Origin of the sequence: Rossellomorea sp. FM04394 (assembly GCF_041889765.1) — a bacterium.
GTDB classification, from domain to species: Bacteria; Bacillota; Bacilli; order Bacillales; family Bacillaceae_B; genus Rossellomorea; species Rossellomorea aquimaris_B.
The window spans coordinates 878,999-891,782 of record NZ_CP168654.1 but is presented as its reverse complement, the minus strand read 5'-3'; the positions used below and the strand labels follow the sequence as shown (position 1 = coordinate 891,782).

At 43.9% G+C, this 12,784-nt stretch carries 12 protein-coding genes; 2 read left to right on the top strand and 10 right to left on the bottom strand.

What is annotated here, in order from left to right; translation table 11 throughout:
- Positions 1-18 precede the first annotated feature (18 nt).
- From ACCB35_RS04475 to ACCB35_RS04465, 3 genes are all read right to left on the bottom strand, one after another.
- On the bottom strand, positions 19-222 hold the full coding sequence (locus tag ACCB35_RS04475) for a hypothetical protein (RefSeq protein WP_374055929.1): 204 nt from the start codon (positions 220-222) through the stop codon (positions 19-21).
- Positions 223-420: 198 nt separating this feature from the next.
- Positions 421-891 carry a GNAT family N-acetyltransferase gene (locus ACCB35_RS04470; protein ID WP_374055928.1) on the bottom strand — a complete coding sequence of 157 codons (471 nt, stop codon included), beginning with the start codon at positions 889-891 and terminating at the stop codon, positions 421-423.
- Positions 892-950: 59 nt separating this feature from the next.
- The gene (locus tag ACCB35_RS04465; protein ID WP_374056947.1) at positions 951-1,652 is read right to left on the bottom strand and encodes a class I SAM-dependent methyltransferase; all 702 of its coding nucleotides are present in this window, start codon (positions 1,650-1,652) and stop codon (positions 951-953) included.
- 455 nt (positions 1,653-2,107) lie between these two features.
- Between ACCB35_RS04465 and ACCB35_RS04460 the strand changes: the two genes are divergently transcribed.
- Positions 2,108-2,398: a hypothetical protein gene (locus ACCB35_RS04460; RefSeq protein WP_374055927.1), complete on the top strand. Its 291-nt coding sequence runs from the start codon at positions 2,108-2,110 to the stop codon at positions 2,396-2,398.
- A gap of 62 nt (positions 2,399-2,460) precedes the next feature.
- Here the strand turns inward: ACCB35_RS04460 and ACCB35_RS04455 are convergent, their stop codons facing one another.
- From ACCB35_RS04455 to ACCB35_RS04425, 7 genes are all read right to left on the bottom strand, one after another.
- Complete coding sequence (locus ACCB35_RS04455) at positions 2,461-2,811, bottom strand: DUF4181 domain-containing protein (RefSeq protein WP_374055926.1); 351 nt, start codon at positions 2,809-2,811, stop codon at positions 2,461-2,463.
- 70 nt (positions 2,812-2,881) lie between these two features.
- Positions 2,882-3,532 carry a hypothetical protein gene (locus tag ACCB35_RS04450; RefSeq protein ID WP_374055925.1) on the bottom strand — a complete coding sequence of 217 codons (651 nt, stop codon included), beginning with the start codon at positions 3,530-3,532 and terminating at the stop codon, positions 2,882-2,884.
- Positions 3,525-4,070, bottom strand: a complete 546-nt coding sequence (locus ACCB35_RS04445) for a sigma-70 family RNA polymerase sigma factor (RefSeq protein ID WP_374055924.1) — start codon at positions 4,068-4,070, stop codon at positions 3,525-3,527. Before ACCB35_RS04445 ends, ACCB35_RS04450 begins: the two co-directional genes overlap by 8 nt.
- A gap of 126 nt (positions 4,071-4,196) precedes the next feature.
- A complete protein-coding gene (locus ACCB35_RS04440; protein WP_374055923.1) occupies positions 4,197-4,871 on the bottom strand; it encodes a lysoplasmalogenase in 675 nt (224 codons plus the stop codon).
- A 390-nt stretch (positions 4,872-5,261) separates the two neighbouring features.
- Complete coding sequence (locus ACCB35_RS04435) at positions 5,262-9,401, bottom strand: S8 family serine peptidase (protein WP_374055922.1); 4,140 nt, start codon at positions 9,399-9,401, stop codon at positions 5,262-5,264.
- Positions 9,402-9,987: 586 nt separating this feature from the next.
- The gene (locus ACCB35_RS04430; protein ID WP_374055921.1) at positions 9,988-10,365 is read right to left on the bottom strand and encodes a hypothetical protein; all 378 of its coding nucleotides are present in this window, start codon (positions 10,363-10,365) and stop codon (positions 9,988-9,990) included.
- Positions 10,358-10,564: a hypothetical protein gene (locus ACCB35_RS04425; protein ID WP_374055920.1), complete on the bottom strand. Its 207-nt coding sequence runs from the start codon at positions 10,562-10,564 to the stop codon at positions 10,358-10,360. Before ACCB35_RS04425 ends, ACCB35_RS04430 begins: the two co-directional genes overlap by 8 nt.
- Positions 10,565-10,718: 154 nt before the next feature.
- Here ACCB35_RS04425 and ACCB35_RS04420 point away from each other — a divergent pair, with 154 nt between their 5' ends.
- Positions 10,719-12,473 (top strand): alpha/beta fold hydrolase, encoded by a 1,755-nt coding sequence (locus ACCB35_RS04420; RefSeq protein ID WP_374055919.1) that lies wholly within the window; start codon positions 10,719-10,721, stop codon positions 12,471-12,473.
- Positions 12,474-12,784: the final 311 nt, after the last annotated feature.

Genomic DNA, 12,784 nt, shown 5'->3' with positions numbered 1-12,784 from the left:
TTCATATTAAGTAATCCTTCACTTATCCTTTCTCAGTCGCGCATGTCGCTGATCAGCAGCACTTAGTATAAATAAGGTGGCAATCCCGATGACAATTGCTTGTAGTATCATGGTTAAGGTGCCTGTAGATAATACTAGAAACATTAGTGGACTGACTAATAGTAAAGATAGCCCTATTGTAAAGGCCACCTTTTCAGGTATTTCTTTTATTTTCCCCACCATTTATCACCATTCCTTTTAGACATACTACCCGACGTTTCTACTTACACAATGGGAAACTCGTCCAGGTCAATTCCAATTATTTCAAATCATTGAATCATACTCAAGAAAAATTTCCTCCAAAAAAAGCTTACCCCTTTGGATAAGCTTTTTTGGAGGAAACATATAGTGCAAAAGAGCAAGAGGCCCTTCCAGTCACATTTAAGACAGTGGCTTCGACATATCCATCATTTGTTCAAATCCGAGATTTTCATAAACCTTCCTCCCCGTCGAACTCGACCACAATCTTGCCCGCTTTGCCCCCTTTTGTTTAAGCCATACACAAACGTCATCCACCAATGTATAGGCCAGGCCATTATTACGATGATTCTCCAGCGTATATACTGCGATCACCCAGCCAAAAAGGCTTTGTTCTTCTGCAAGCGGGTAGGGATACTCAATGCGGATCAGGCCTCCTGCACAAGCAACGATACGATCATTGCTATCAACAGCAACTCTGAACTTTAGATGACCTGCTTTAGATTCTTTTAAAAATATGCCCTTCACTTCCTCAACCCTCTGTGAATCCGGCTTCGGAATCCCATCTGTTTCTCCCATTTCACAAGCCATTCTGTACCAGTAATCTGCCATAATAGGAATCTCGTCATTGATAGCCCACCGCGTTTGGTACATTCAATTACCTCCTGACTACTATTTATGATCGTTTAAGAGTAACAACCTTCACGAAAATCTCATTTAACAAATAAACCGGCCAGAAGTTCATTGGAACCAAATGTCCCCTCTTCCTCACTGCCTTCATTCATTCTTCTGATTTCCACCAGCTCCAACTCGCTGAAGATTTGAGCCAGGGATTCTTCTGTATATCCCAATCCACCCATTAATGTACCTTTTTTGTACACTTCTACGTCGGTTAGGTCAGCCCCGCCTAGACTGCCGCCTACAAGAAAACAAGTGATCCCAAAATGTCCTCTTTTTTTCAAACCTTTTTGTAATAGTTCGAGATAGGTAATCCTTCTATGAGGGGCCAGGTGATGAAAGCACCCGGAGTCATAGATGAAGTCGTATTCTTCTTTCTTTACGTTCAATTCAAATATATTTTTATGAATAAAATTGATCGAGAGTGACCTTTCATCCGCACGCTCTTTTGCCCATTCCAGTGAATTGATCGATAGGTCCACGGCATCAACCTCAAAGCCATTTTCAGCTAAGAAAATGGCGTTCCTTCCCGCTCCACATCCGAGATCCAACACCTTCCCTGGAGGTATGATTCCTCCCCGGAGGTAGCTCACTAAATTTTCATCTGGTAAATTGACAAAAATGGGGATTTCCTTCTCCCGATTTGCATAGAAGCCATCCCAAAATATGGCCGGATCCCGCAGTAGTGAATCCAGGACTTTCATTAAATCCCCGTAATTTCTAACCGTTTCTGTCATCATTAACTCCCCTGTCAAAATGTGATACTTCCATTATATATAAGAAAATATCTTCCCTTGTTTCTACTATTTTACAAATAGATTATTTCACAGGAAGAAACGCACCTGAACCCAACGGCTTAAATCAAGCTTAACCATGATAAGAGTCTCATTTTCAGGTTAAAAAACAATTCTAACAGGAGAGTAAGCATGATTAAAAGAACCTTAAATAAAGCCTATATATGATAAATAGGTAGACATCCAGATTAATATCCTCACCTTCAATGTTACGTTTGTTACATTTATATAACAACAAATTATTAAAATATTTATATCCTACCAAGAATTCTAGAGATATGTTCCTAATCTGAGGTATTTATCTACATACAATAGAGAATATGACCTATACCTAATAAGGATATCCATAGTATGATTGACTACATAATTACATTTATTAACAAAAGGAGATGGCGATAGTGGTGGATTTCATTCAATCTTCAGTGAAGTATGTGATTGCGTGTTCACTGGTTCTTTCTGCTGGTGCTGCCGCAGGGGTGACGCAGACATTCAGCGCAGAGAATGACGGTACAAAGGTCATAGAAGATGGCGGCGACCAAGGGGGCGTCACCTGGACGGAGTATTATCGGAAATATTCAGGCAGTTATTCCATCATCATGTATAGAAGTGCAAACGGTGGGAATCAGTGGAAGGAAGTGACCTATAATCAATATGGATACATCATTAAGGTTTTGTATGGAACATACTAGTTATCAAAAAGGATGATGGATTCTGGATCCGTCATCCTTTTCTTCAAGTGAATCGAATATTTCTACACTAAGAAATCAAATGTATAACCAACCGTTAAAAATAGGATGAAGAATACAAGACCCAGAAGTGTAATAATATACTCTCTTTCGTCTCTATTCATTCTCCATTGTATAATGGCCTCGAATCCCCAAATGAAGAAAATAATCAGCGCCCCAACCAGTTCTGCTTGAAAAAACACAATACATATAAAAAAAATAGTCCAACTGATTCTCATAACCCAAGTGTGAATCGGTCCAGCCCTTTCTAAGTGGGATTTTCTGTTATACGGGATGTTCCACCATCTCCTGACAATCTTTTCAACAATAAAGTACAAGGCCAGGAAGAAGACAATATAAGCGATAAAATAGTACATGAGATATACCTCCAAAGGTCTGTCTGCCTGCTAGTGGTGCAGGACCTACTTATATACAATTCGAGAGCCTTTAACGAAACGACTCCGCCATCTTAATCATATCTTTTTTGGACAAGGTGACGTCAGATCCCCCGGGCAGGTATTCCATTTCATATTTAATGGTCCCCCCTTCAATCCATATCAGTCGATTGACCTTTGCCGGGCCTTCTGACTCGTAATAGCTTCCGTTGGACCCGCCGACTTCCACTGGGTCCTGGGACAAGGTCAGTTCTTCACTCGGATCAATGGATTGAAACGACAGTCTGATCGTTTGCCTTTCCTCTCCCGTCAAAGTCACCCATTCTATTTTCCCTGAAGAATCCTCACTTGTCTTGGTCGTAACCTCCGCTACCTCAAATGGGGCCTTGGTGAGAAACTTGAATTCTGCGCTTAGGGATTTAGGACGATCTTTGGCTTCGTATTGATAAAAAGGGGCACTGGCGTTATTTCCGTCAATGAGTCCCAATTGGGTTCCACCGAAATAAACGAATAAAGAGAGACATACGGCAACGAATAAAAAGGACATGAAAGGAGCCAGGATTGGTTTTTTATTGAAAGTGAACGATCTTGACCGTTTCGAATGGATCTCATTCATAATATTTTCCCTCATCTTATTGGTAAAACCACGGTCTTTGAAGGTCTCTTCTTTCATCAGACCCCGCAAATGTTTAAGTTCATCCATTGTTATACACCTCGTTCCGTTTAATCGCTGAACCGAGCATTGCTTTTCCTCTTGTCAATCGGGTCTTGACGGTATTTGTGTTCAGATCCATACAGGCCCCGATCTCGGATAGCTTCATTTCTTCAAAATAGTAAAGAAAGATGACCTCCCGATATTTTATGGGCAGGGACAACACGCTTTGGATCAGCTCGGAATTCTTTTCCTTCTCGATCACGGTTTGTTCCGGAGCCCCCATCCTTCCTTTCACCATGTCATTGATTTTATTGGATATGCTGATCATACGTGTATCCCAGCGCCTTAAATAATCCTTACAGTGATTGACAGCCACGCTGATGATCCATGTTTTAAGGGTGGAATCCTCGCGAAAGGTATCCATCTTTTGATAAAACTTGATGAAGATCTCTTGTGTCAGGTCTTCAGCCAGGCCATGTTCCTTCACATAGGAATAGACAATGTAATAAACATCATTTCCGTATTCGGTCATGGCTTTCTCTAGTAGTCGATCCTTTTCCGATTTGGAGATATTTCCGGATATCAAATGCTCACCTGCTTTGTATGTATCTTCACTAAATAAGACGTTTCTTATTTAGAAAAAGTTTGGATTATTTCACAATTTGTCATAAAAACACGCCTGACGGAATTTCTCGCCAGACGCACGCGTTGATTACATGGAGATCCTTTTTCCATCTTCATACCTGACCGTATCCCCTATGCTTGCGAGGCTGGTGGCGATCAGGAACTGTGCCGAGTAGTAGGTTGTCATGATCAAGACATCCGAATAAGGGATGGCTGACACGAACATATTCCATGACAGGATGGAGTCCGAGATGACAAACAGGATGCTTCCGGCAGCTGCCCATAGGTTGCCGGTCAGGATCGCGGATAGGGCCATCAGGGAAATGATCAGCATGTAGGCAACGACGGGGAGCACGAGTCCCTCATTTCCATTTGTTTGGAGCGCGGCAATCAATTGTCGGCCGATGATGAAGGAATACATCCCAATCGGCAGTAAAGCGGTGAGGCGTGACTTGTTGATACGGGACATTTTGATGAAGCCCATCAAATAGAAGACGTGTCCGATGAGGAAAGCTCCGAGACCCGCTATAAATGACAAGGCAATAAACCCGTCACCCAACATGCAGAAAAACAGGCCAATGACGATGAGGCGCATGGCCGGTGCTGGTCTGGCAGGCAGCTGACGTAATGCGTAGAGAATGATGAGCACCATCGGGATCAGCTTAAAGACGATTTTCAATGACAAAGGTTCTGGTGGAATGACGAATAGGTAGATGGCAGACATTAGTACGATCAGGATGGGGAGCATCCATTTTTTTAACATGTTTCACATCCTATTTAAGCGTTTTATTCTTATTTCTATGGCATATATACTCCCTTTGAAGAAAAAATTCCTTCTTTCTTGCCTTATATGAAGAGTCCATCTCAATAAAAGTCTGAAATCTCCCCTCCCTTTCAAGGACAAGACCAGTAATTAATCCGGTTTGGATGATTTTCAATCCTTCTCTCAGATAATTAATCCCATTTTAGTTTTATTGAACCTTAATTTGATTAATTGATTCACTTCGTTACATAATTGATCCCTGATGTCGAATTTTCTTGATACTTGCCCCCTTCCTCAGATAAAGGAAGAACAGAAAAAGAGGCTGTCAATGTGTGATCGACAGCCTCTTTTTCATTCTAGAAAGCTAATTTAAAAAACGTTTAACGTATCTTAATTCAATTCTGCAACGATATCATCTAATGTTTTCCCATCCACTTCTGTCTTTGCTGCAGGAGGATGTGGAACATCCGGATTCTGCACCAGGTAGTTGTCAATGATATACTGCAGGTCGGCCTTGTCCACGGTGCCATCATAATTGATATCTGCCGCGCGGTGGTCGGTTCCAAAATGCTTCTGGACCTCGATGGCATCCATCACGTCGATGACATCATCCTGGGTGACATCCCCCGCTTGGATTTCTGCGTAGAAGATATAGGTCATCCGTCCAGTCGGCTCACCGTTGAATTCGTCTCCTAAGTGGCTGACGGTTGCATGACGTGTAAAGTGCCCGGGGAGGGTAATCTTGATATCATATTCCTCATCCGTATCCGGGAGTTCTTTAAAGGTATATCTAGCCCTTTGATTGATGCTGCCATCACGAACATTCCCCGATTGATCCGATAAGCTTACCTTGGCTCCAACTGAAGACATATCCAGGCCAGGTCGGAACCAAACGCCATTGGTGAATCCTTCCGGTAAGAACCCGCCTTCAAGTTGGGAATGGGTCGGAAGGATGTTGATTCCCTTGCCGAATGATCGAATGATGGTGGTTTCCCCTTGTGAAGAAGTGACTTCAGATTTCGTCAATTCGATCGGATAGATCCATTTTTTATACGTATCCGGTGTTTGTTTCACGTTCACTTGAATGTCGAGCAGGTTCATCCCGTTTGGTATCGCTTCATTCAGTTCCCCGTTTACCGTCAAGGTCACAGGGATGGTCGTTCTCGTTCCCGATACAACGGAATCGTTTGTTTCTGTCACAATCTCTACTCCTTGCTCATCTGCAAATGCCCGAAGTTCTTCGCTGATGGTTACGTCAAATCCTTCATAGACCGTATTGTCATAACGGACATCAAAGGTACCTCCATGAATGGAAGTGTGATGAGAGGAAAGGTGCAAGGTGACAGATTCCCCGTATTTCACATCGCTCTTGGAAGACGTCAATTTTGCATATGGCGTCCCTTCCTTAATCAGATCATACGTCTGATCCGGATGATCCTGCATTCCATTCACGGCCTGGTCATAGTGATGCAGGGTGAATTTCCCTGTCTCTTTTCCTTCAGGCAGTTGCAGTGGAGCTACAAAGTTTCCTTCCCCATCCACATTTACAGGAGTCATGCTGTACGGACTGGAAGACAGCATATTGACTGTATTCGTGGACTGATCAAAGGTTTCCCCGTATGCTTTCATCTTATCGATCTGTTCATTATAGATGTTCCCTTTTATCACAAGACCTTCATCTGATACTTCGTACACTCCGCCCTTTTGTTCTGTGCTCACTTCCGGCAGCGTGTTTTCAATAAACAGATTGTCGTTTTTTCGATAGGTCTTCCCATTGGAATCCGTCCCGACGATTTCGACTTCATAATTTCCGGGAGGAGCCAATGTTTTTGAATAGGCTACCGGGTTATCTGCATTTCCCGTGAACGGGTAGTACAGACCGACGAATCCAAATTCAATTCCATAGAGATAGTCTTCCGGTAAATAAAATGGGAATGAATCGATCACCCCAAGGCCCTCTCCGGTATCTGCATCCTTCAGGACAATATCCACCTTCTCCATTCCGTTATTCAGTGAGAAGGTAATCGGTGAGAACCCCATATAACCATGATTGAAATCGCGTCGAGTCGTGAAGGAAGTGAAGTGGGCCGTAACTTCTTTGATTCCTGTATCCAGCAGGCGGAACCCCACCGGCAGCTGATACACCTCATCCGGGTTCTCTTTATTCGTGAACGTCACCATCCCTTCATAGAATCCCGGCTTAGCCGTTTTTGGGATGTTCAAGAACACATTCTGATCCTTGTCTTTTCCGGCTTTCACATTCACAGCTTTAGGAAACGACAGACTGACACCATTTTCTTTCATGCTTTGGTTTCCCTCGATCCCATTCTCTTCAAACGAGATGGCAAACTTTTTCTGCTCCTCACTGTTATTATGAAGGGTGACCGATAGACGTTCAGATAGATTCTGTCCTGTTTTGCTTATACCTCCAAAGCTCAGGTCACCGCTATGCTCGACGATCTGGTCCACCAAGTGACTTGTGTGATCGTGCGTTTCATCCTCATGAGTTTCCTCGGAATGAGGAGATGCCGTCAGGATCTCATGCTCCACTTCGATTTCCACATCGGCATGCATGGCTTCATACACATCGATCCGCCCGGCACCCCGCTCAAATACACTTGTGTCCCCTTTTACTTCATCCGCTGTATTCATCAGGGCAGTTTTCACATCTTCCGGCTTCAAGTCAGGATTTTCCTGAAGAAGTAAAGCAGCTGCTCCCGCTACGTGTGGCGCTGCCATCGATGTTCCGGACGCCCGTTTGTATGCGACATCATAATTGCCGATATTCTCGCTTCCCTGCATATAGCTTGGAACAGAGGAATAAACACCGACACCCGGTGCAACGATTTCCGGCTTGATATCATGGGTGATTCTCGTCGGTCCCCTGGAACTGAATCCAGCCAGATGGTCCCCTTCAGATTGAAACTCTTCGAAATGGTTGAAGGAGAAAGTGCTGTCATCTTTTATAGATTCCAGGATGGCTTGTCCATCTTCATATGTGAGAGAGAATCCCGGAATGAATTTCACTTCTTCCCCAAAATAATATGGGATATGCCCTTCATCGGGGTTGTTATTGAAAATAAGCGCTGCCTTCGCTCCATGTTCCTTGGCAATATAAATCTTCTCATTCACACCGTTGGTTCCCCTTGAAATCAAGACGATTTTACCTTCTACATCTTTCCCTTCGTAGTCAGCTGCCTGTCCTATCCCTACGTAAGTAATGGAAGCTTCTGAGCCCAGGAGTTCATCTAAAGAGCCAAAATCCTTCCCAAGTAAACGCATATCTGAAAGTTCCATGCTATCTGATCCATTTACAAGAGCTCCCTCCGCTTTGGAAGCGGTGACTGAATAATCGCTTGCCCCTACGGTGATTCCGAGACTCGCTGTACCGGGTGCGCCCAACGTATACTGGTCATCCCCGGAGTTTCCTGATGCCACAATGGCTACTGTCCCTGACAGCATGGCATTGTCGATGGCAATCGAAGTAGGATCCAATGGACTGAAGGAGGAACCGCCAAGTGATAGATTGATGACGTCCATCCCATCTTCTACGGCCTTCTCGATTCCAGCCATGACTACTGACATAGCCCCGCTTCCGTAAGGACCTAATACCTTATACGAATAAATATCTGCATCGGGAGCCACTCCTTTGACCCCGATTCCATCCTGATTCCCGGCACGACCGGCAATCGTTCCAGCTACGTGGGTGCCATGCGAGGTGTAATACGTTGATCCCCCCAGTGGATGGTACTCCAATAGACCTGAATCCAGCCAGTCTTCATACGTCGTTTCCATCGGATCATCATCATTGTTGATGAGATCATATCCACCTTTGTACGCTTCTTTCAAGTCAGGATGGTGGTAATCAATCCCCGTATCCAGTACCCCCACTTTAATTCCTTCCCCTGTAAAGCCTTCAGCGTGAGCAGCCGGTGCGGATATCTGTGAAAGGCTATCCATCGCTGGTGAAGAATCCGTGGTCTCCCCGCTAAAAGGAACGGGATCCACCTTTATCTCCGCATCTATATAGACCGCTTTGACTTCATCGTATGTTAGTAGCTCCTTCACTTCACTGGCCGGCAGTTTCATCGCGACCCCGTTAAAGGCCTGACGGTATTCCGTACCGATTTGAACCGGAGACTTTCCTTTGGCTTTCGCCTGCTTCTTCTTCACCTTTTCCTTAAATTGTTGATGAACTTTCTGTACTTTCACTTTGGCTGCTTGAAGAGATACCTTCTCCCCCTTCATCTCTTTCTTCTTCACTTCCACCTCTGCAGGATCTTGTGAAAACTGAACGATGACTGCAATCTCTTCATTGGAATGTACATTGATCTCCGGAGAAACGAATTTCTCTCCCGCTTGGTTCTGCCCCTCATGAATACGCTCGCGATCCTCCTGTGTCGCATGTTGCAAATACTGTTCCAGCTTGTCCTCCGCTTTTGAGTTCCCTTCGGCAAACGCAGGCGTAATCCCCGCTACCAGTAAACTCGTTGCCAGGAAACTCGTTGTGACTGCATTGAATGGTTTCAATTCCATCTTTCCTTTCTCGATTGGATTGACTTTGTTTTGTATCGGTGCGTACCTCTCATTGGCTCTCCATCAGTTATCCTCCTCTTCCTACATTCACTTTTCATTTCATGAAAAATAATAAATTAGTCTCGCTGAAGGTATGTATGATGTCGATAGATAAAGAAGTAGCAGGTCTTCGCGATGATGCAGTGATGTAGAATGATAGAAGATAGATAAGTAGCAAGAAGTGATCGTACTCAAAACGAATGATGTTAGTAGAATTCTATAATGGTTTAGCACGTGGGACAATTGGGGTTTTTATTCCGCACTTCTTACCGATAGAAATAGGGCCATCCAAGACCTCTCTCCCCACTTGCCTGCAAAAGAGAATCATTTTTGGTCCAATCGTCATGTTAGGTTGGGGTTATAAAAAATGATCAGGGATAGGAACTCCTGATCATTTTTAAATCTTGCCGGATTTAAATAATCGGGCCACTTCCAGTCATAATTGAGCCTGCGTGTCGGATTTTCTATCACATGGGGCAGGTCGCTTAGAAAAAAAATGAACGCAAGAACCACTCATGAAAGGAGTGGTTCTTGCGTTCATTCACTGGAATGAAGTTGACTTTTCTATGATTTCTCCACCAGGTCCAACACTATAATGAGCAATCGAGTTGGTCGCGGACCCTTCTCCCGTAAGCCCATCCTTGTAGTTAAACGTGATTTCCCAAGCCTTTGAATTACTGCTGAAATGGGTTTCTTTCGAAAGGAGTTCCACGTTATCCAAACTGATTTTTTTGAAGCTTGAATCATTATGTTCCTGTACATCTTTTTCAAATTGTTCCATGGCAATGGCTTCAGCTTTCTCACTTTCAATGACTCCCGTTCCATCATTCTGGCAGCCTAATGATGAAAGGATGGCTATAAAGATTACAACGGCCATCATACTTCTTTTTAAATGAAACTTCCCATACCCGTCAAACATTCGGTCCGCCTCCTGAATGGTGATTCTGATTCATGGCCTGCTGGGAATGCCGGGCGGACTTTTCGTATGCTTCATCCCTTGGATTTCGGGACGTATTCTTTATGCTATCTCCGTAAAACTCCATCTTCCTGGAACCGATCCAAATCCTGATAGCAAAGTAAAGGACCAGAATTCCGACAAAAATAAAAAAATACATCATTGGATTTCCTCCCCTCCTTACTTTTTATGTTCCCTCAATGTCAATTATTTCAAATATTCAGGTGTTGGGCAACACCTATTAATGATTGAATCCCTCACTTATAAATGGAATAATATACCTATACCTAATCCATCTGGAGGAATGTCCTATCCGTATGCCATCACCTGAAGTTGAACAATACTTTCAAACCATTGAAATCAACACATTTAGTGTAAATGAAAACGGGGAGAAGCTAGTCTTCAGCACCAACCTGAACGGGGAATATAACCTGTGGGCCATGGATTTGCCCCATTCATTTCCCTATCCGCTGACGACCATCAACCAGAACAGCAGCCTCATCCATATCGGCTCAGATTACATAGTCGCTACCTTTGAGAAGGATGGTGATGAAAATTATCAGCTGCATTATTTGCCCATGTCAGGAGGAACGCCCCTGCCTCTCAATGAAGGAGAATCAAGTTCCACCTGTTATCATGCCTGCTTTACCACGAATCATGAAATCGTCTACTCTACCAATCACGAAAACCAACTATTGAATATCTACAAAACGGATGTACGAACCAACCAAACCACCCTGATCCAAAAAGGGGAAAGCGCTCCAATCGTGGTTGCAGCCGTTTCTCCCGATGGGACATATATGTTTACGGAGACTTACTCCAACACCCATGTAGCAGCATTCTATCAATCCACTGAAGGAAGAATCCCACTTGTCCCGGATCCCGGTATCACCCATATCATCCGTGATGTTCTGATTGCTGACGATACCGTATATTTTACGACCAACTACGAAAAGGAATTTTCATATCTCGCTTCTTTTAATCTCTCAACCTACGAATTTCAGCCCGTCTTTACCTTGGAAAAGGAGGAAGTCACCTCCATCCAGTTCAGTGCGAATTCCTTGGTCGTTTCCACGGAAAAGGGTGTGAGTGATCGGCTATATGAATATGATGTTACGAATGGGGAGCTGGAACCCATCGACACGCCCTGTGATATCATCAAAAAAATGATGGTCACAAGGAAAGGAATGCTTTTTGTTTTAGGTCAGTCCGCCGACAGGACCGATACGATTTTCAAAAGGGATCCAGACGGTGAATGGACCCGGGTGACCAATACCAAAGTGCTTGGCATACAGGAAAGAAGTTTGATCAAGCCGGACATCGTCCACTATGAAAGCTATGATGGACTCACTATCGAAGCATTGCTTTTCAGACCTCAACATCCGAACGGCTATACAATCTTATTGCCTCATGGGGGTCCCCAGCAGGCAGTGCGCATGAAGTACAGACCATTATTTCAATACCTTGTACAAAGCGGATACACACTCTTCGCCCCGAATTTCAGGGGCAGCAAGGGCTACGGTGCCTCCTTTGAAAAGATGGTGGAACAGAACTGGGGGGATGGACCGAGGCTCGATTGTGTAGCAGGAATGGATTGGCTGCTGCAGGAAGGAATCGCGGAAAAAGGCAGGATCTTTTCCTTAGGTGGAAGCTACGGCGGATACATGAGCCTCCTCCTTGCCGGAAGACACCCGGAGTATTTCTGTGGCATCGTCGACATCTTTGGCATATCCAATCTACTCACCTTCTTACAGAACGTTCCGGCTAGCTGGAAGCCCCTCATGAATCAGTTGGTGGGAAACCCCGAGAAAGATTACGACAAACTGGTAAGGGATTCTCCAATTACGTATATAGATCATATGAATACACCTATGTTCATCATTCATGGACAGAACGATCCCCGAGTGAAAACGGAGGAATCCGAGCGTATCGTAAACCACCTGAAGGAAAAAGGGATTGATGTGAGGTATCTTCTTTTTACGGATGAGGGACATGGATTTTCGAAGAAGAGGAATGAGATGAAAGCTTATAAGGAGATTCGCGGATTTTTGGATGGTTTGGTGAAAGGGTGAATTAGGGGGACCAGGGGGACAGGTCCCTTGGCTCCTTCATAATCATGCCAGGTTCAAAGGTTCTTTATCTTGCCATAAAAAAAGACTCGTCTCATCGACGAATCTTTTAAGCTGCATCATTTCAAAGGAAAAAAATATTTCTCCATTTCCCTTTCAGAGATAATCATTCTGATGGATAGATCTTTCGTTCGCAAAACAAATTCCTTGATGCCAATATACTCAGATTCAGCAATCAAATAAAATTCGGACCCCTTTGTGAACCCTCTGAAATCGCTTTTTAATTGATATCTTTTCAGCATTGTCTTTAGTAA